At 64.3% G+C, this 18,795-nt stretch carries 15 protein-coding genes; 8 read left to right on the top strand and 7 right to left on the bottom strand.

Annotated elements, in window-relative coordinates; genetic code table 11:
* Nucleotides 1–6: 6 nt before the first annotated feature.
* Both ACXAED_RS10575 and ACXAED_RS10580 read left to right on the top strand, forming a co-directional pair.
* Complete coding sequence (locus ACXAED_RS10575) at nt 7–1,242, top strand: aromatic ring-hydroxylating oxygenase subunit alpha (RefSeq protein WP_475049452.1); 1,236 nt, start codon at nt 7–9, stop codon at nt 1,240–1,242.
* Nucleotides 1,243–1,246: 4 nt separating this feature from the next.
* A complete protein-coding gene (locus ACXAED_RS10580) occupies nt 1,247–2,332 on the top strand; it encodes an FAD-binding oxidoreductase (RefSeq protein WP_475049455.1) in 1,086 nt (361 codons plus the stop codon).
* A 58-nt stretch (nt 2,333–2,390) separates the two neighbouring features.
* Here the strand turns inward: ACXAED_RS10580 and ACXAED_RS10585 are convergent, their stop codons facing one another.
* Together ACXAED_RS10585 and ACXAED_RS10590 are read right to left on the bottom strand one after the other, a co-directional pair.
* Nucleotides 2,391–4,043: an ABC transporter substrate-binding protein gene (locus ACXAED_RS10585; protein WP_475049457.1), complete on the bottom strand. Its 1,653-nt coding sequence runs from the start codon at nt 4,041–4,043 to the stop codon at nt 2,391–2,393.
* A gap of 112 nt (nt 4,044–4,155) precedes the next feature.
* Nucleotides 4,156–5,814: a BCCT family transporter gene (locus ACXAED_RS10590; RefSeq protein WP_475049459.1), complete on the bottom strand. Its 1,659-nt coding sequence runs from the start codon at nt 5,812–5,814 to the stop codon at nt 4,156–4,158.
* A 119-nt stretch (nt 5,815–5,933) separates the two neighbouring features.
* On the opposite strand from ACXAED_RS10590, the gene ACXAED_RS10595 reads away from it, so the two are divergent.
* Nucleotides 5,934–6,866, top strand: coding sequence for a LysR family transcriptional regulator (locus ACXAED_RS10595; protein WP_475049460.1), 933 nt, complete (start codon nt 5,934–5,936; stop codon nt 6,864–6,866).
* Nucleotides 6,867–6,871: 5 nt separating this feature from the next.
* Here the strand turns inward: ACXAED_RS10595 and ACXAED_RS10600 are convergent, their stop codons facing one another.
* Both ACXAED_RS10600 and ACXAED_RS10605 read right to left on the bottom strand, forming a co-directional pair.
* Nucleotides 6,872–8,275 (bottom strand): MATE family efflux transporter, encoded by a 1,404-nt coding sequence (locus ACXAED_RS10600; protein WP_475049463.1) that lies wholly within the window; start codon nt 8,273–8,275, stop codon nt 6,872–6,874.
* Nucleotides 8,276–8,417: 142 nt separating this feature from the next.
* Nucleotides 8,418–9,995, bottom strand: coding sequence for a DUF5928 domain-containing protein (locus ACXAED_RS10605; RefSeq protein WP_475049466.1), 1,578 nt, complete (start codon nt 9,993–9,995; stop codon nt 8,418–8,420).
* Between the two features lie 139 nt (nt 9,996–10,134).
* Between ACXAED_RS10605 and ACXAED_RS10610 the strand changes: the two genes are divergently transcribed.
* Nucleotides 10,135–10,953, top strand: a complete 819-nt coding sequence (locus tag ACXAED_RS10610; RefSeq protein ID WP_475049469.1) for a sulfotransferase family protein — start codon at nt 10,135–10,137, stop codon at nt 10,951–10,953.
* 453 nt (nt 10,954–11,406) lie between these two features.
* Here ACXAED_RS10610 and ilvD read toward each other — a convergent pair whose 3' ends face one another.
* Both ilvD and ACXAED_RS10620 read right to left on the bottom strand, forming a co-directional pair.
* Nucleotides 11,407–13,251, bottom strand: a complete 1,845-nt coding sequence (gene ilvD / locus ACXAED_RS10615; RefSeq protein ID WP_475049472.1) for a dihydroxy-acid dehydratase — start codon at nt 13,249–13,251, stop codon at nt 11,407–11,409.
* A gap of 133 nt (nt 13,252–13,384) precedes the next feature.
* Nucleotides 13,385–14,563, bottom strand: a complete 1,179-nt coding sequence (locus tag ACXAED_RS10620; protein WP_475049473.1) for a benzoate/H(+) symporter BenE family transporter — start codon at nt 14,561–14,563, stop codon at nt 13,385–13,387.
* A gap of 105 nt (nt 14,564–14,668) precedes the next feature.
* Between ACXAED_RS10620 and ACXAED_RS10625 the strand changes: the two genes are divergently transcribed.
* The 4 genes from ACXAED_RS10625 (at nt 14,669) to ACXAED_RS10640 (ending at nt 17,386) form a co-directional block, all read left to right on the top strand.
* Nucleotides 14,669–15,229: a helix-turn-helix domain-containing protein gene (locus tag ACXAED_RS10625; RefSeq protein ID WP_475049476.1), complete on the top strand. Its 561-nt coding sequence runs from the start codon at nt 14,669–14,671 to the stop codon at nt 15,227–15,229.
* Between the two features lie 78 nt (nt 15,230–15,307).
* On the top strand, nt 15,308–16,162 hold the full coding sequence (locus tag ACXAED_RS10630; RefSeq protein ID WP_475049477.1) for a DMT family transporter: 855 nt from the start codon (nt 15,308–15,310) through the stop codon (nt 16,160–16,162).
* Between the two features lie 45 nt (nt 16,163–16,207).
* The gene (gene smpB / locus ACXAED_RS10635) at nt 16,208–16,690 is read left to right on the top strand and encodes an SsrA-binding protein SmpB (protein WP_475049480.1); all 483 of its coding nucleotides are present in this window, start codon (nt 16,208–16,210) and stop codon (nt 16,688–16,690) included.
* Nucleotides 16,691–16,903: 213 nt separating this feature from the next.
* A complete protein-coding gene (locus ACXAED_RS10640; protein ID WP_475049483.1) occupies nt 16,904–17,386 on the top strand; it encodes a hypothetical protein in 483 nt (160 codons plus the stop codon).
* Nucleotides 17,387–17,459: 73 nt separating this feature from the next.
* Here the strand turns inward: ACXAED_RS10640 and ACXAED_RS10645 are convergent, their stop codons facing one another.
* Complete coding sequence (locus ACXAED_RS10645; RefSeq protein WP_475049484.1) at nt 17,460–18,551, bottom strand: leucine-rich repeat domain-containing protein; 1,092 nt, start codon at nt 18,549–18,551, stop codon at nt 17,460–17,462.
* Nucleotides 18,552–18,795: the final 244 nt, after the last annotated feature.

Consider the following 18,795-nt stretch of genomic DNA (forward strand, 5'->3'; position numbering starts at 1 on the left):
AAGCAGATGCTTCAGGACAGCGAGATTCTGGCCAAACTGGTGGCCCGTCAGAAAAACTATTCCCTGGAACAGGCGTTCTATACCGATCCGGGCGTTCTGGATCTGGACATGCGGCAGATCTTCTATCGCGAGTGGCTGTTTGCCATTCCCGCCTGCGAGATCCCGAAGGCGGGCAATTTCGTGACCCATCAGGTCGGCGCCTACAACGTGATCATCGTGCGCGGCACCGATGGCCAGGTGCGCGCCTTCCACAATGCCTGCCGCCACCGCGGCTCGGTCGTCTGCAAGGCGAAGAAAGGCAATTCGCCCAAACTGGTCTGCCCCTACCACCAGTGGACCTATGAGCTGGACGGCTCGCTGTTGTGGGCGCGCGACATGGGGCCGGATTTCGATGCCTCCAAGCACGGGCTGAAGCCGGTGCACTGCCGCGATCTGGCGGGTTTGATTTACATCTGCCTGGCGGATGAAGCGCCGGATTTCGATGCATTTGCCGAGGTGGCGCGTCCCTATCTGGAGCCGCACGACCTGGGCAATGCCAAGGTGGCCTATGAAAGCTCGATCATCGAGAAGGGCAACTGGAAGCTGGTCTGGGAGAACAACCGCGAGTGCTATCACTGCGGCGGCAACCACCCGTCGCTGTGCCGGACCTTCCCGGAGGATCCGTCCGTCACCGGCATCGAAGGCGGCGAGACGCCGGCGCACCTGCAGAAGCATTTCGACCGCATCGAAGGCGCGGGCATCCCGGCACAGTTCAGGATCGACGCGCGCGGCCAGTACCGGGTGGCGCGGATGCCGCTGAACGAGGGCGCCGAGAGCTATACCATGGACGGCAAGGCGGCAGTAGCCAAGAAGCTGGGCCGGGTGCCCTTTGCCGATGCGGGCACGCTCCTGAAATTCCACTATCCGACCACCTGGAACCACTTCCTGCCGGATCATTCCATCGTGTTCCGCGTCACCCCGATCAGCCCGACCGAGACCGAAGTCACCACCAAATGGCTGGTGCACAAGGATGCCGTCGAAGGCCAGGACTATGACCTGAAGCGGCTGACCGAGGTCTGGGTTGCCACCAACGACGAGGACCGCATCGTGGTCGAAGACAACCAGCAGGGCATCAACTCGCCCGCTTATGAGCCCGGCCCGTACTCGGAAGTGCAGGAAAGCGGCGTGATCCAGTTCTCCAACTGGTATGCCGGGCACCTGACCCGCGCGCTGACCGGCCGCCACCTGATCGCGGCGGAGTAAGCGCATGGGACTGCAGGCCAATTTCGAGACGCTGGACGAGACCCTGGCGTGGAAGGACGACGAGATGCTGGAATGCGTCTCCGTGGTGCCGGAGGCGCCGAACACCGCCACCTTCAGCTTCCGCGCGCCGTCCGGCGCGTGGTTCAAATACCAGCCGGGCCAGTTCCTGACGCTGGAGCTGCCGGTGCCGGGCGGAACCGTTTGGCGGACCTATACCATCAGTTCGTCGCCGTCGCGGCCGCTGTCGATCTCGGTGACGGTGAAGGCGCAGGCGGACAGCATCGGCACCCGCTGGATGCTGGACAACCTGCGCCCGGGCATGTTCCTCAAGGCCTCTGGCCCTGCGGGCGTGTTCACCCTGCCCAAGCGTCCGAACGGCAAGTTCCTGTTCATCTCCGCAGGCTCCGGCATCACGCCCAGCCTGTCGATGACACAGTACCTGTTCGACCGCGGCCAGTCGCCCGACGTCTGCTTCATCAACTGCGCCAAGCGCCCCAGCGAGATCATCGCGCGGCGCCAGCTTGAGGGCATGGCGGCGCGGGTGCCCGGCATCAAGCTGCACTTCGTGGTGGAAGAGGACGATCCCTATCAGGTCTGGACCGGCTACCGCGGCCAGCTGAACCAGATCATGCTGGGCCTGATTGCCGGCGACTACCTGGAGCGCGAGGTCTACTGCTGCGGGCCGGATCCGTTCATGCAGGCCGTGCGCGACATGCTGAACGGCCTGGGCTTCGACATGGAGAACTACAACCAGGAAAGCTTTGGCGCGCCGGTGGAGACCGAGGCAGACGCGCCGGAGCTGGACGATGTGGTTCCCGAGGAAACCGCCGCCGCCGAGATCACCTTTGCCGCGTCGGGCGTGACCGCAAACTGCACCGAGACCGACACTGTGCTGGCGGTGGCCAAGGCGTCGGGGCTCAACATCCCGTCGGGCTGCACCTTCGGCATCTGCGGCACTTGCAAGGTCAAGAAGACCGCAGGCGATGTGCATATGGTCCACAACGGCGGCATCTCGGAAGAGGATGTGGAGGCGGGGTACATCCTGGCCTGCTGCTCCAACCCGATTGGCCGGGTTGAGGTCGCGATCTGACCATAAAGAAGGGCGCGCGCCGGCATGGCGCGCGCCCTTTTCCTTTCCAAGCGCCTGATCAGGCTTCCAGTGCCAGCTTGTGCACGTGGATTTCGTTGATCGGGTGGCTTTCGGCGCCGATGATGCCGGGCCGGGCGTGGCGGTAAAGCGAGCGCCAGTAGGGCTGGATGATGGTGCCGTCCTCGCGCATGAATTTTTCGATGCCTTCCATGTGCCCGCGGCGGGTGTCGGCGTCGGCAATGGCTGAGGCGGTTTCCAGCATGGAGTCGAACTCAGCGCTGGCCAGCCCGGTTTCATTCCAGGCAACGCCGGTTTTGTAGGCCAGCGTCAGCACCTGCACCCCCAGCGGGCGGTGGCCCCAGTCGGTGGAGCTGAACGGGTACTTGTCCCAGTCGTTCCAGAAGGTGTTGCCGGGCAGCACGGTGCGTTTGACCTTCAGCCCCGCATCGCGCATCTGCGCCGCCAGCGCGTCCGTGGTGTTGCGGCGCCAGTCGTCGTCGATGGAAATCAGCTCATGCTCGAAGTCGAGCATCCCGGCCTCCTCCATCAGCTGGCGCGCGGCCTCTGCATCGCGCACCGGCGCGCCGATATCGGCGTATTCCGGATGGATCGGGCAGACATGGTGGTTTTCCGCCAGGGTGCCGCGGCCGTCATAGCCGAGCTCCAGCAGCACCGCGTTGTCGCAGGCCAGCGCCAGGGCGCGGCGGACGCGGGCGTCGGCATAAGGTTGCATCCCGTCCACCTCGGCGTCGCGGTTGGTGCGCAGGACCAGGGTGTTGGCCGAGACCGACTCGCTGACGTTCCAGCCGATGGAGGTGAAGATGTCGACATACTCGCCCACGGTCTCGTAGGTCATGTCGATTTCTTCGGATTCTGCTGCCGACAGGTGGGTGGCGCCGTCGGTGCCGAAGTCAATGAACTCGATCCGGTCGAGATGGGCGCCTTCGCCCCACCACTGGTGGTCCGGGTCCTTTTCCAGCACCGCCTTAACACCGACCTCGTATTCGACCAGCCTGTAGGGGCCGGTGCCGATGGGGTCGGCGCCCGGATCGCCGGACCAGCCGTCCGGCACGATGGCGGCGGGGTATTCGGTCACCGCCGGGATGATGGTGATATCGGGGCGGGTGAGCTTCACCTTGAGGGTCAGCTCGTCCACCACCTCCAGCGCGCCTTCGGCGGGGCCGTCGCCGGCCTCGTTCTGCAGCGATCCCATGCGGGCGGCCATCGAGTTGCCTTCCCATTTGCCGTCGCACCAGCGGGCAAAGTTGTAGGCCACGTCCTTGGCCGTCAGGGTGCCGCGGCCATCGTTCCAGTGCACCCCGGGGCGGATGTGCAGCAGGTATTCGGTGGCGTCCTCGTTGACCTCCCAGCTTTCCAGCAGGCGGGGTTCAAAGGTGCCGTCGGCGTTGTACTGCACCAGGTATTCCATGTAGCCGCGCACCAGGTTGCCCAGCTGCGGCCAGTTGAACAGCGGCGGGTCGAGCAGCGCGCGCACCACCTGCTGGATGCGGATGGTGCCGCCTTCCTGGGCATTGGCCGCCGCTTGCACCGGCTGGCTGAGGCCGATCATCCCGTAGGCGGCAGAGGCGGTCACCCCCAGCGCGGTTGCGCGGCTCAGGAACTCGCGCCGGTCCAGCTTGTGTTGCGCAACTTCCTCCGCATGCATCCGCACCGCGGGGTGGAGAGATTCCCTGTTGTAGTATTTGGTCATTTTTATGGTCCTTTGGTTGAAGGCGTCCGCCCCTAGCATGAAGGAGCGGCGGAGCTTGTAAAGTGGCGAATGGCTGCGCTGCCCGTCCGCAGCCATCCGCCTGGGGAGATCCTTATTCCGCCGGCTCCTGGGTGACGGTGGTGGCCAGGCCTGCCTGTTCGCGGCGGCCGTCGTTGTAAATCGCCTTCACCAGGGCGGCGCATTGCAGCACCATCACCAGTGAAAACGGCAGGGCGCCGATCACCATCGCGGTCTGGATCGCCTTGAGGCCGCCGACCAGTAAGAGCGCCGTCACCACCGCGCCAAGCGCCACGCCCCAAAAGACGATGTGGGGGCGGGCCTTGGGGCCTTCGTCGCCTGCGGCGTTGATGGTGTTGACGATCAGCACCGCGCTGTCCGCCGTGGTCACCAGGTAGGTCATCAGCAGGATCACGATCATCACCGACATCGCCCAGCCCAGCCAGGGCGACAGCATGTACTGCACCATGGCAAAGATCTTGTCGCCATCGGGGGCTGAGCTGATCTGGCCGCCTGCGCCGCCGTGCAGCTCCAGGTCGATGGCGGTGCCGCCCGCCCAGGTGAACCAGACAAAGCACATCAGCGACGGCACGATCATCGCGCCCAGCACGAACTCGCGGATGGTGCGGCCCTTGGAGATGCGGGCGAGGAACAGGCCGACGAAGGGCGCAAAGGCAATCCACCAGGCCCAGTAGAACACCGACCAGCCGCCCTGCCAGCCTTCGAGCTTGGAGGCGACGCTGTCCGGGTTGCCGTCGCCGGTCCAAACCCGGAACAGCATGTCGGGCATTGCGATCAGGTAGTCCCACAGGCCGACCAGCAGCGCCTGCAGGCCAAAGAAGGTGGAGCCGAACAGCAGGAAGAAACTCAAAAGCGCAATGCTGAGCACCATGTTGATGTTGGAGAGCCACTTGATGCCCTTGCCCACACCGGACAGTGCCGACGCGGTAGAGGCCGCCATGATTACCAGAATCGCGACGATGACGCCGGTGGTGTTGGCGGTGCCGCCCTCGTTGGTCAGCCCGCCGATACCGATGCGGGTTAGGCCGGAGACAAACTGTTCAACCCCGAACCCCAGCGTTTGTGCGACGCCGAGGATGGTGGCGACCACCGCGACGATGTCGACGGTATGGCCGATGGAGCCGGAGAGGCGGGCGCCGAACAGCGGCGTCAGCGAGGAACGCATGGTCAGCGGCAGGCCGCGGCGGTAGCTGAAGAAGCCAAGCGCCAGCCCGGCAATCGCATAACAGGCCCAGGCGCCCAGTCCCCAGTGCAGGAAGGACCATTTGTAGGCCATGCGGATGTTGTCCACAGTGCCGCCGTTGGTGAGGCCCTGGATGACTTCGGGGTTGTTGTTCCAGTGGTAGATCGGCTCGGCCACGGCCCAGGTCAGCATGCCGACCCCGATGCCTGCGCCGAACATCATCGAAAACCAGGAGAAGTTGGAGAATTCGGGCTGGTCGCCATGCTGCCCCAGCTTGAGCCGCCCGGCAGTGGGCCAGATCGCAAGTGCTGCGCAGCACAGCACAAACAGCGCCACGGTCCAGATGTACCAGGCCCCGAAGGAGGCGAGGATGAAGCCGTTGATCGAATTCAGCACCGCGCCCGACTGTTCCGGGAAGGCGATGGCCCAGACCACCAGCCCGCCGATCATCAGCTTGGAGGAGATGGTGACGATCTGGCTGAAGCCCCGGTAAAAGCCGCGGTCGGATGTGCCGATCGGCAGATCCGTCAAAGGAGGTTTGATTGACATAGAGTATCCCTGTTTCCCTTGCTCTGCCGGTTGACGCCGCCGGGGCTGCGGCTTTAGCAGAACTTACGCAGGGCATTTTCTGTTATAAAAATTTCGCCTTTTGCAGTAGGCAATTATTTATGGATGACATTAGCAGCATTAATAGGAAGCTGAGCTACAACCTGGTCGCGCTGCACACCTTCGACCTAGTGGCGCGGCATGGAAACTTCACCGGCGCGGCAGAGGCGCTGGGGCTGACGCAGTCGGCGGTTTCGCAGAAAATCAAGGGGCTTGAGACTGAATTGGGCATTGCCCTGTTCCGGCGCGGGCACCGCGGGGTATCGCTGACCAACGAGGGGGTGCGGCTGCTCAATGTGGTGCGCCCTGCGATGACGCAAATGGGCAATTCCGTGTCATCGCTGCTGGAACGCAAGTCGCGGCCCAGGGTGCGGATTTCAGCGGATTTTGCGTTTTCCAGCTTCTGGCTCTTGCCGCGGCTGTCGCATCTGCGGGCGGAGCTGGGGGATGAGATCGAGATCCAGATCCTGGCCAGCCAGGTGCCGCCGGATGACTATGGCGAGGATTGCGATATCAAGATCCACGTCGGCCCGCGCAGCAGTATGGGCGATGGCGACGTTATGCTGCTGCAGGAGCGGGTCGGTGCGGTGTGCAGCCCGGCCTATCTGGAGAAGCATGGCCCGGTGCCCTCGGCCGCCGGCCTGCTGGACTGCCAGCTGCTGAGCCTGTCGAAACCGGCCTCGGCCGAGTGGCAGACCTGGCAGGGGTGGTTTGACCGGCTGGGCATCGCGGGGGAGCGGTCGAAGCACTACATCAGCTTCAACAACTACGACATGGTGGTGCAGTCGGCGGTGTCCGGCGACGGCATTGCGCTGGGCTGGCTGGGGCTGATCGACCGGCTGCTGCAGAGCGGCGCGCTGGTGCAGGCGGTGCCCGATGTGGTGGTGAGCGACGCGGGCTATGTGATGTCGCGCGACTACTCCAGCCGCCTGCAGGGGCCGAGTTTGGTGTTCGACTGGATTGCCGAACACTTGGCGGGGCAGGTCAGGCGGTAAAGGCTCTACCAGCCGCGGCGGCCCAGCAGGGCATGCAGCCGGTTCTGCGGCGCAAAAGCATCGACCGGAGCGGGCTGGGTGAGGTCCTGCAGCACCCGGTGCACCAAGAGCGCGCCGAGTGCGGCAAAGATCATCCCGCCGGCGGCCTGGCCCAGCAGCACCCCCGGCGCGCCGGCCAGATAGCCGCCCAGCACCGCCAGCGGCCAGGTGCCCAGGGTGTGGCGGCCCCAGTTGATCCAGGTGGAATAGACCGGACGGCCCAGGTTGTTGAAGCTGGCGTTCTCGACAAAGATTACGCCATTGAAAAAGTAGGCCAGCGCCAGCGGCCCGCAGAACAGGTAGATCAGCGTGCGGGTCTCACCGGTGGCGGAGAACAGATCGGCAATCGGCACCCTGAGGGCAAACAGCACCGCCGCCATCAGCAGCACGTAGACCGCGGTGAAGGTAATGCCGGCCATAAAGGCCTGGCGGACGCGGGCGAACTGCCCGGCGCCGAAGTTCTGCCCGATAATCGGGCCGATGGCGCCCGACAGTGCGAAGATCACCGAGAAGGCCACCGGCATCAGGCGGCCGATTACCGCCATGCCGGCCACAGCCTCAGTGCCGAACTGGGCAATCTCGCGTAAAACAATGGCGTTGCCGACCGGGGTGGCGACGTTGGTCAGAACCGCCGGCAAAGCAATCGCCCGGATCGCCCGCAGATCGCCTGCAACCTGCGCCGGCGCTGGCCGCATAAAGCCCTGGTGCACCCGGATCGCAGGCCAGAACGCGGCCGCGAACATACAGGCGCGTGCCAGCACCGAGGCGATGGCCGCCCCGTTCAGCCCCAGTCCCAGGCCAAAGATCAGCAGCGGATCCAGCACCGCGTTAAGCCCGCCGCCATAGAGCGTCGCGACCATAGAGCGGCGGGCATCGCCATGGGCGCGCAGCACGGCCATGCCGGTCATCGCCAGCGCCATCACCCACATCGTCGGCAGGATGATCCAGACATAGCGCATCGCCAGCCGCAGCACCTCGCCACCCGCGCCTAGCAGCGTCAGGATCTGCTCCAGATAGGCGAGCACAACAACGGGCATCAGCAGCCCGGTCAGGACGCCGATGGCGGCGACGCTGGTGGCGTAATGGCGGGCTTGGTCCGGCCGGCCCGCGCCCAGCTCCCGCGCCACCAGCGAGCCTGCGGCAATCGACAGGCCGATATTGATCGAGTTGGTGAAGAACAGCAGGGTGCCCGCATAGCCCACGGCGGCGGCAAGTGCGTCATTGCCCAGCATGGCGATAAAGGCCATGTCGACAAAATCGACCGCGAACATCGCCATCAGCCCGATGCTGGCTGTCAGCGACATGCGCGTCACATGCCGCATCAGGCTGCCGGTGAGGAAGACCGCCTTGGGTTCCGCCTGGTCTGCCATCCATTGCCCCTTTCAGCGTTCGAGCACCTGCGCCCGTGACGGGCAAACGCCAGGCTGTCCCGGACAGTTCCGCGCATCTGCATATGACGAAGCCACCGGTACCGGGTTGTTAACCTGCGCCGCGGCGTGTCTGGCAGCCGGCTCAGTCAGCAAACAGGTGGCGGGTTGCGGCAAGCTCCATCGCCTTGTCGCCTGACAGAGACAGGAAGCCGCTGAGCTGGCCCGCGTTTTCCTCGGCGCTTGCGCCCTCGCGCACGTGGAACAGCTGGTTGAACCCGGCATCGCGGATGCGGTCGCCTTCGTGCAGGATATCGTTCCGGATTGTCGGCAGCAGCCGGTCCAGGGCGAGCTGCGGTGTGCGCTCGCCCGCGAGGCCGACCCGGTGGGCGTGGCCGACCAGGTAATCATCGCTGAACTCGCATTCGATGTGCAGGAAGCGGGTCGAGGAGCGGTCGGAATGGAAATCATTCATCAGGTCGATGGCGCCGGGGTCCAGGCAGATGATCAGCTGATCCGTCTCGTAGTATTCGAACAGCATCCGCATCAGCGCCCGGCGGTGGCGGGTGCGCTTCATCAGGGCCGTCTGGATGCCGCCCAGGTCCGGCAGCGGGGTGTTTTCCTCGTTGAACAGGTACTCAATGGCGGGGATGTTGGTCACCTGGCGGATCTGCTCCAGCAGCCGCTTGGCCACGTGCCATTTCTTGCAGACCACGATCAGCAGCTCGCGCTCGCGCCCCAGGGTGCTTTCGGTTTCCCAGAACCGCGGCGCAAAGCGGCGCCCGATGCGGCCGCGCTGGGCCAGGAATTGGTACAGGCTTCGCCCCTCGTTGGAGATCTGGAAATCCACGCCCTGCGCCGCATAGAGCCGCCCCAGGCGGGATTTCAGCTCCTTGGCCTCAGGGCTGATCTTGCGGGCAAACAGGAAATCCTGGCTGAGCAGCAGATCATAGTGATCATTGTGGAAGCTCACCGGCATGCCGTAGTCGGTAAACATCAGGAAGGTGAGGGTACGGCTTTCGATCTCCTGTTCGGGAATCAGGTGGCGCACCAGGGTCTGAAAGAAGGTTTCATCCGGGATCCAGGTGGAGCGGAAGAACCGCATCACATCGCGGCGTTCGCGGATGAAGTCCAGGATCCACTCCACCGTGCGCCGCCGCAGGCACCACCACTGACTGCCGATCTGCACCTGAATATCTGACGGTATTTCGCGCTGCAGCCCCAGCCGTTTCTGCAGCTCGTGGCTCCAGTAGAACAGCTGCTTGTGCTTGCGCTCGTTGAAGAAGTGCCGGTAGATCAGCCGGCCTTCCTTCATGCCGGTCTTGATCCAGTCGCTTTCAAAGAAGTCGAAGCTCTCGATAAAGTCCTTGTCGTGCGCGTCCAGGAACCGGTGGGCATATTCCGCCGTCTTCACCGCCATGCAGTCGCCGGACAGCATGTAGAAATGGGTTGCGCGCGGAAACTCCTCCACCGCGCTGTTCAGCGCGTGCAGGGTGGCCTGCACCAGCGACCACTCCCCCCAGCCGCATTTGATCCGCTTTCCCGCGAAGGCCACATTCGGGTTGTCCGCCAGCGCCGTCCGGATCATCCGGTAGTCTTCCGGCGCCGCCCGCCCGTCGAAGTGGATGGACATGTAATCGCCAGCCGCAGTCAGCCGCTCAGCCTGCTGGATGATCGCCTCGGGGTCTTTATGGCAGAGCAGGATATATGCGATTTTCGCCATAGGGTGGACGGAGCGCCTCGACTTGCCTGATTGTTTCCCTTGATAGGCGGGCTGAAGGCACGAATAAACCAGATAGTTTCCGTTTCGGTAAACATATGCGATGAAGCTGGGAATGGCGTGAACAAGATGAGGGCAGCGGATGGGGTTCCCCGGCACCTGGATGACGGAAAGTGAAAGTGTGGTCTACCGGGTGGTGCCGAAATGCGCTTGCTCGACGATCGGGCAGATCCTCTACTACTCCGATCACGGCACATTCTTCGACGGCGACATTCACGACGCCAAGGAGGGGCTGCACAAATGGGCACAGGAGCACAGCCAGGGGCCGATCACCCGCAATGTGCAGGGGCAGCGGTCCTATGCTTTCACATGTGTGAGAAACCCCTATACCCGCATCCTCAGCTCCTTCTTCGACAAGATCTGCGGCATCCAGCGCAACGGCCGCCGCTACCGCGGCAACCTGGTGCCCAAGCTGGCCTATGAGTACGGGATCGAAGTCGGCGGTGAGGACGGCAAGCAGGAGTTCGACCAGATCGCCAGCTTCCGCCGGTTCCTGCTGTTTGCCCGCGACACCATCCGCTGGCGCCGCCCGATGGACCCGGACATCCACTGGTCGGCAATGTCGGGGCATGTCTCGACCTTCATCCTGAACGGCGGGCGTTACAACCAGATCTTCTGGACCGAGGCCTTCAACGACGGCATGCAGCAGGTGCTGGACGCGATCGAGACGCCGCATCCGGTGGACCTGACCGCAATCCCGCGCTTCAACGAAAGCGAAGGCCACGGCCCCAAGCGCGCGCACGCCGTAGAGGATTACTTCGACGATCTGTCGATGCATCTCGTCTACGAGATCTACAAGCGCGATTTCGAGCTGTTCAAATACGATTTCGAGAACCCGGCCAACAAGATGCCGGTGGGCGAGATCGACCTGGACGAGGTGCACGCCAAACTGGGGGAGTAGGCGGACAGGGCCGCAAGCGGGAGCTCCCGCGCCTTTGCCGCTGCATCAAAGATGCAGTTCAAAGCCTTGGGCCCGGCGCCGCTGACGCGGCGCGGGCGGGTGGTGCAATCGGCCATACGGCTTCACCTTTGCCCAAATACTCCCGCCGGAGGCGCGCCGTGCGCCAGCACGGCGCTTGGCCCAACGCGGCTTGGCGTGCTGGCGGCAGCCAGCGGGCCATAGCGGCGGCGGGAGAGCTTTGCGGATGAAAGAAATCTGCTGAGAAGCGGTTCAGGGGCAGGTCTGCCCTGAACGCGCCTGGCCCATTGTTTTGCGCCTGAAACCGCCTCAAGGGCAAGCAGCTGCGCCGCCGCGCCTTGCGCGGCCCCTTGACCCGGCCCCCGGCGCGGAGAGCAGAAGAAAACCCGCCGTTTTGAGGCGGCGGGTTTTGCTTTGCTTCGATATTGAATGGCCTCAATCCTCGTCAGGCAGCGCGCGCACAGCGCCTTTGGCGGCGGAGGTGGCCAGCAGCGCATAGGCCTTCAGTGCCTTGGAGACCTTGCGCTTGCGCGGCTCGGCGGGTTTCCAGCCCTTGGCGTCCTGTTCCTCGCGCCGCACCGCCAGTTCCTCGTCGGATACCGCGAGGTGGATGGTGCGGTTGGGGATGTCGATCTCGATCTTGTCGCCTTGGCGCACCAGGCCGATGGTGCCGCCTTCGGCTGCCTCGGGCGAGACATGGCCGATCGACAGGCCGGAGGTGCCGCCGGAGAAGCGGCCGTCGGTCAGGAGCGCGCAGGCTTTGCCGAGCCCCTTCGACTTGAGGTAGGAGGTGGGGTAGAGCATTTCCTGCATCCCCGGACCGCCGCGCGGGCCCTCGTAGCGGATCACCACCACGTCGCCCTCCTTGACCTTGCCGGTCAGGATGTCGTTCACAGCTGCGTCCTGGCTTTCGCAGACATAGGCCGAGCCGGTGAATTTCAGGATGTGCTCATCGACGCCGGCGGTTTTCACGATGCAGCCGTCCCGCGCGATATTGCCGAACAGCACCGCAAGGCCGCCGTCCTGGCTGAAGGCGTGCTCCTTGGCGCGGATCACGCCGTTTTCGCGGTCGGTGTCCAGCTCCTTGTAGCGGTTGGCCTGGGAGAACGCCTGCGTCGTGCGGACGCCGCCCGGTGCCGCCTTGAACAGCGCCTCAGCCTCAGGGTTGTTGGCAACCTTGATGTCCCACTTGGCAATCGCCTCGCCCATGGTGGCGGTATGCACGGTGTGGCAGTCCTCGTGCAGCAGCCCTGCGCGGCTCAGCTCGCCCAGGATCGAGAAGATGCCGCCGGCGCGGTGCACGTCCTCCATGTGGACGTTGTGGATGTTGGGGGCCACCTTGCAGAGGCAGGGCACCCGGCGGCTGAGGCGGTCCATGTCGGACATGGTGAAGTCCACCTCGCCCTCGTTGGCAATGGCCAGCAGGTGCAGCACGGTGTTGGTCGAGCCGCCCATGGCGATGTCCAGGCTCATCGCGTTTTCAAAGGCTTCAAAGGTCGCGATTTCGCGCGGTAGCAGGCCCTTCTCTTCGTCCTGGTAGTGGCGCTTGGTGATCTCGACGATCTTGCGGCCGGCTTCCAGGAACAGCTCCTTGCGGTCGGCATGGGTGGCGAGCGTCGAGCCGTTGCCCGGCAGCGCCAGACCCAGCGCCTCGGCCAGGCAGTTCATCGAGTTGGCGGTGAACATGCCCGAGCACGACCCGCAGGTCGGGCAGGCGTTTTCCTCGATGTGCTTCACCTGCTCGTCGGTGAACTTGTCATCCGCGGCGGCGACCATGGCGTCCACCAGGTCGATTTTTTTCATGTCGAGATCGGCAATGTCGATCTTGCCCGCTTCCATCGGCCCGCCAGAGACGAAGATTGCCGGGATGTTGAGGCGCATGGCGGCCATCAGCATGCCGGGTGTGATCTTGTCGCAGTTGGAGATGCAGACCATCGCGTCGGCGCAATGGGCATTGACCATGTATTCGACGCTGTCGGCGATCACCTCACGCGAGGGCAGCGAGTAGAGCATGCCGTCATGGCCCATGGCGATGCCATCATCCACCGCGATGGTGTTGAACTCCTTGGCGACGCCGCCTGCCGCCTCGACCTCGCGGGCGACCATCTGGCCCAGGTCCTTGAGGTGCACGTGACCGGGCACGAACTGGGTGAAGGAGTTGACGATGGCGATGATCGGCTTGCCGAAATCATCGTCCTTCATGCCGGTGGCGCGCCACAAACCGCGCGCGCCCGCCATGTTGCGGCCATGGGTGGAGGTTCTGGATCGGTACTTTGGCATCAGGCTGGTTCCCTTAGTCTTTGCCCTCAGGGACACGATTTGCGCAATAAAGGCAACCGGGCGGGGCTCTCTTCGGTAATATTGGCGCAGATTGCGCCGGATTTCAGTGGCGAAATGTCTCTGGTGGTGGTTCTCAGGCGCGTACCGGGGCGGGGTCGGGCGGCTTCAGCCAGTGATTTACCGCCAGCCCCAGCACCAGCGCCCAGAACGGTGCGCCGATTCCCAGGAAACTGATGCCGGAGACCGTAGTCATGAAGGTGATCAGCGCCGCCTCGCGCCCCTGCGGTTCTGCCAGCGCGGCTGACAGGCTGTTGCCGATGGTCGCCAGCAGCGCCAGGCCCGCCACGGTGGCGACCAGCGCCTTGGGTGCGATCAGGAACAGGCTGATGACAGTGGCGCCGCCAAGCCCCACCAGGATGTAGACAAGGCCCGTCATCACGCCCGCCAGATAGCGGGTGTCCGGGTTCTCGTCCGCCTCCGGGCCCGCGCAGATGGCGGCGGTGATGGCGGCGAGGTTGAAGGCAAAGCCGCCGAAGGGGGCAAGCAGCAGCGACGCCAGGCCAGTGACGGTGAGGCTGGCAGACACCGGCGGTTCATAGCCGCAGGCCTTCAGCGCCACCACGCCGGGCATGTTCTGCGAGGACATGGTGACGATATACAAGGGCAGGCCAATGCCGATCAGCACCGGCAGCGAGAAGGCGGGGATGACGAACTCCGGCCGCGCCAGGGTCAGGTCCAGCGCCTCCAGGCTGCCGAATGCGCCGGTGCCTGCGCACCAGGCCACGCCCGCTGCCAGCACCGCGGGGATAGTATAGCGTGGAAACAGCTTGCGGCCCGCGAGGAAGGTGAGGCCCATAACGGCGACCAGCGCGGTGTCGGTCTGCAGCGAGGTGAAGGCGGAAAGCCCGAACTGGAACAGGATGCCCGCCAGCATGGCGCTGGCCAGGCTCTCCGGGATCAGGCGCGAGAGGGCGGCGAACCAGCCGGTAACGCCGGTGAGGGTCAGCAGGACTGCGCACAGGAGGAAGGCGCCCACCGCCTCTGCCAGCGGAACGCCATTGAGGCTGACCGCAAGCAGCGCCGCGCCCGGCGTCGACCAGGCGGCCAGGACCGGCATCCGGTAGATTAGCGACAGCAGCAGGCTGGTGAGCCCCATGCCGAGGCCCAGCACCAGCATCCAACTGTTGGCCTGGGACTGGGTGGCCCCGACGGCCTCGATCGCCTGAAAGATGATGGCGACCGAGCCTGTATAGCCGACCAGCACGGCAACCGCGCCAGAGACGATATGCGACAGCTTCAGATCCTTGAGCATGCGGGTTTTCCTCTGGCGCCGGATCGGGTAGGGGTTTTGTGCGTTATAGCGCACACTACATCCCGTGCGTTATAGCGCACAAGGCTTTTTTGACGGGCGGAGACAATGAGCGACGACGGCATCACCTTGAACCTGCGGGAAATCCGGGCAGCGGCGGGACTTAGCCTGTCAAAGGCGGCAGAGGCCACCGGGGTTAGCAAGGCGATGCTGGGGCAGATCGAGCGCGGCGAATCAAGCCCGACGATTGCGACGCTGTGGAAGATCGCCAAGGGATTCCACCTGCCGCTGACCGCCCTGATCGGCGAAGCAACCCGGCCGGTGGGGGAGGCCGCCGGGGTATATGAGACCGTGCAGTTCCCCGGCAGCATCGGGGTCAAGATCGTGTTTCCCTTTGACCCGCTGTTGGGCGCCGAGACCTTTCAGGTGACGCTGAAGCCGGGCCAAAGCCACCAGTCGCAGCCGCATGACACCGGGGTGACCGAGGAGGTCTATGTGCTGCATGGCTCCATGGAGGTGCTGAAAGACGGGGAATGGGTGCCGCTGGAGGCCGGCCAGGGCCTGCGCTTTGCTGCCGATCAGCCGCACGGCTACCGCAGCCTGGAGACCGGCGCAGCCTTTCTCAACATGCATCACTACCGGCAGGCGGTTCTGACGCAGCGGGATTAAGGTGCTTCACTTGTGTATTTTCCCCGGGGTGCCTACCAATTGCGCAAGTGATTGATGTTGCAGGTATTGGAGCCAGGGATGGACACGCTGCGCGGAAGCCTCCTGATGGTGCTGGCCATGGCGGCCTTTGCGCTGGAGGACATGTTCGTCAAATCCGCGGCCGCCAGCCTGCCGGTGGGGCAGATCCTGATCCTGTTCGGTCTCGGCGGCATGGCGGTTTTTGCAGGCCTGGCGCGTGCGCAAGGTCACGCCCCCTGGCACCCGGGTTTTGGCACGCGCCCGATGCTGTTGCGGTCCGTGTCTGAAGTCGCGGGGCGCTTGTGTTATACCTTGGCGATTGCGCTGACACCGCTGTCTTCGGCCTCGGCCATTCTGCAAGCGACGCCCTTGGTGGTTGCCGCGGGCGCGGTGGTATTCTTTGGAGAGACCGTCGGCTGGCGGCGCTGGCTGGCGATCGGACTGGGCTTTGCCGGGGTGCTGCTGATCCTGCGGCCGGGGCTTAGCGGGTTTGAGCCTGCCTCGCTGTTTGCGGTGGCTGGCACGCTGGGCTTTGCAGGCCGTGACCTGGCCACCCGCGCGGCACCCAAGGACATGAGCAACAACCAGCTGGGGTTCCTGGGCTTTGCGATGCTGGTGGTGGCCGGCGCACTTGCGCTGGGCTGGACCGGCGGCGCGGTCTGGCCGGCTCCGCGCAACTGGCTGGATATCGCGGCAGCCACGGTGATCGGGGTGATTGCCTATAACGCCTTGTCCGGCGCCATGCGGGCGGGCGAGATCTCTGTCATTGCGCCGTTCCGCTATACCCGCCTGGTATTTGCCATGGTGCTGGGGGTGCTGGTCTTTGGCGAACGCCCCGATGCGCTGACCCTGATCGGCAGCGCCGTCATCGTCGGCAGTGGTGTTTTCACGCTGCTGCGCAGCCGCAAGGTGTGAGCGCCATCTTGCGCCCGCCGCCGCGCGGCCTTACATCTGCCGCCCATGGCCAAGAAGAAGCAGACATCAGACCCGAACTACAAGGTGATCGCCGAGAACCGGCGGGCCCGTTTCGATTACGCGATCGAAAGCGATATCGAGTGCGGCATCGTGCTGGAAGGGTCCGAGGTCAAGGCGCTGCGCGGCAACGGCACCAATATTGCCGATTCCTACGCCGCAGTGGAAAACGGCGAGCTGTGGCTGGTGAACTCCTATATCCCGCCCTACGAGCAGGCCAAGGTGTTCAAGCATGAAGAGCGCCGCCGCCGCAAGCTCTTGGTGTCGCGCAAGGAGCTGGCCGACCTTTGGAACCTGACCCAGCGCAAGGGGATGACTCTGGTGCCGCTGGTGATCTATTTCAACCACAAGGGCCGCGCCAAGATCAAACTGGGCATCGCCAAGGGCAAGAAGCTGCATGACAAGCGCGAAACCCAGGCCAAGCGCGACTGGGGCCGCCAGAAGCAGCGGCTGCTGAAGGACGCCCGCTAAGGCCCTTGGCGAGAGCGCGCCGCTCCCTTTCATCTTTCTGAAAATACTTGCGCCGCAGGCCGGCGCCGCAAGGCGCTGTTCTGCAGCCGTCTGCTGTTGCAATATCCGACAAAATAAGTCAGACATGTGGTTCCCAGCAAATCCGCCTAAGGATCCAGCCCGGACGAAGAGGACAGCGCGCCTGCTGTCGGGACCATCGTAAGGGACAAGCGAATGAGTAGAGTTTCGCATGAGGCCGCGCTGGCGGCGCATGGATTTGACGAATTCGAGACCGGGCTGCTGCCGGTGCTGCGGCATTTTCTGATGAGCTATGAGACGCCGGACAGCCAAGCTTGGCAGCGGGCCTATATGGTGGCGGCGGAACGCTGGGGCGAGGCTATCGGGCTGCCCGCGGCGCAGGCGCTGATGAAACTGCTGCGGGCGGTGATGGACTGCCGGGACGGGCAGTTTGCCTACATTGATCCTTTTGACCTGGAACTGCGCGGGACCGTGACGCCGGAAGAGGCCGCGCTGCTGCGGATGCTGCATCACATGCGCCGGGACCAGACGCCGGGCGCGCGTGAAGCCGTCGCCGATGTCACCGGCGGGCAGATGGATCCGCATGTGATCCGGGCCGGCCTTGCCTTTGCGCACCGGTTTTCCGCGGGCCACGCAGCAGCCCGGCCGGAAGCTCCGCGATTGCGGGTGGTGGCCTGAAACCCCTGGGAAGGCAGGCGCGTCCATTTGATACTGACGCAAGCGCAGTGCCGGCAGGCAAGAGCCGCCAGCCTTATTGCACGCTGGTGATGTATTCCGTGATCTTCTCCCGGCCCAGCAGACGCTTGTGGGACTTCAGGGCGGGGCCGGCAAAGACGATCCGCAGGCTGTCGATCTCCAGAAGCGGTTGCAGCGCCGCGGCGGGCACGCCGATCACCCGCAGGATGGAAAGCTTCTTCAATCCGCTGAGCGGCGTCAGGTCGCGAATGCCGGTCCCCGAAATGCTGAGCTCCCAAAGCTCTCCCATCCCCTGAACCCCCTCCAGGTCCGCAACGGCAGTGTTGGTCACCGAGAGCTCCCGCAGGTTCTTGCCTGCGAGCGGTTTCAGGCTGCTAACCGCGGTGCCTTTCAGGGTCAGCTTGCGCAACGCGTTCAGCCCGGCCAGCGGAGAAATATCACTGACATTCGTGCCGTCCAGCGCCAGTTCATTCAGGTTTGCCGCATCCGCAATCGGGGCCAGCTCCGCCACCTGCGTGTCCGACAGGATCAGGGTCTGAAGCGCCGGTTTGTTCTGCAGCCCCTCAAGGCTTAGCAGCCGGGTGCCATCCGCCCGCAGCATCTCCAGCCGGTCCGAGGCGGCCAGCGCGGCAACGCTTTCCACCGGGCAGTTGGAAATCCAGGCCACCCGCAGATTTGCAGCGGCCAGCGGGCTCAGATCGGAAACCTGCGTGTTGAAGGCCAGAAAGACCTCCAGTTCCTTAAGGCCCTCGAGCGGGCTCAGGTCGGTAACGCCGGAATCTGCGATATTCAGGCTCTGCAGCCGGGTCAGGCGGCGCACAAAGGACAGGTCGGTGACGTCCTTGATGCCCCAGACCGACAGGTGCTCAAGCGCGGTCACGCCGGCCAGCGGAGTGAAGTCCGGCGCGCGGACAGAATCAAGGCTCAGCCGCTTCAGTTCCGGCAGGCGGGTGAGGGGGGTTATGTCGGGTGCGGTGATGCCGACCAGCGCCAGCCGTTCCAGCCCCGGCAACGCCGCCAGCGGCGAGAGGTCGACTGGCGCGTCAAAGCGCAAGTCAGCCATCAGTGTCAGTTCTTTCAGATCGCTGAACCGTTCCAGTCCCTGCAAGTCCGGAGTGTGGCGTCCTATCCGGATCTGCGCCTTCAAGTCATTGTCATTAATGCAAGTTTTTCCGATCTCCACGCAGCTTGCACGCAGCGCCTGGGGGCTGGCCAGACAAAGAAAAACGAGGAGGACTGGAATGATGCGTCGAAAAACGGGCATGGCAATAGACCTCTGCAATAATAAGCTCAAATTGTGTCTGCGGTTATTACCGGCACGTTAAAGCGCCGCAAGAAATTTGTAACCGCAGGCAGACGGCCGGGATAGCTTGCGCCGCTGTGCTGCCGGA

It is taken from the genome of Leisingera sp. ABM4_103 (assembly GCF_056158685.1).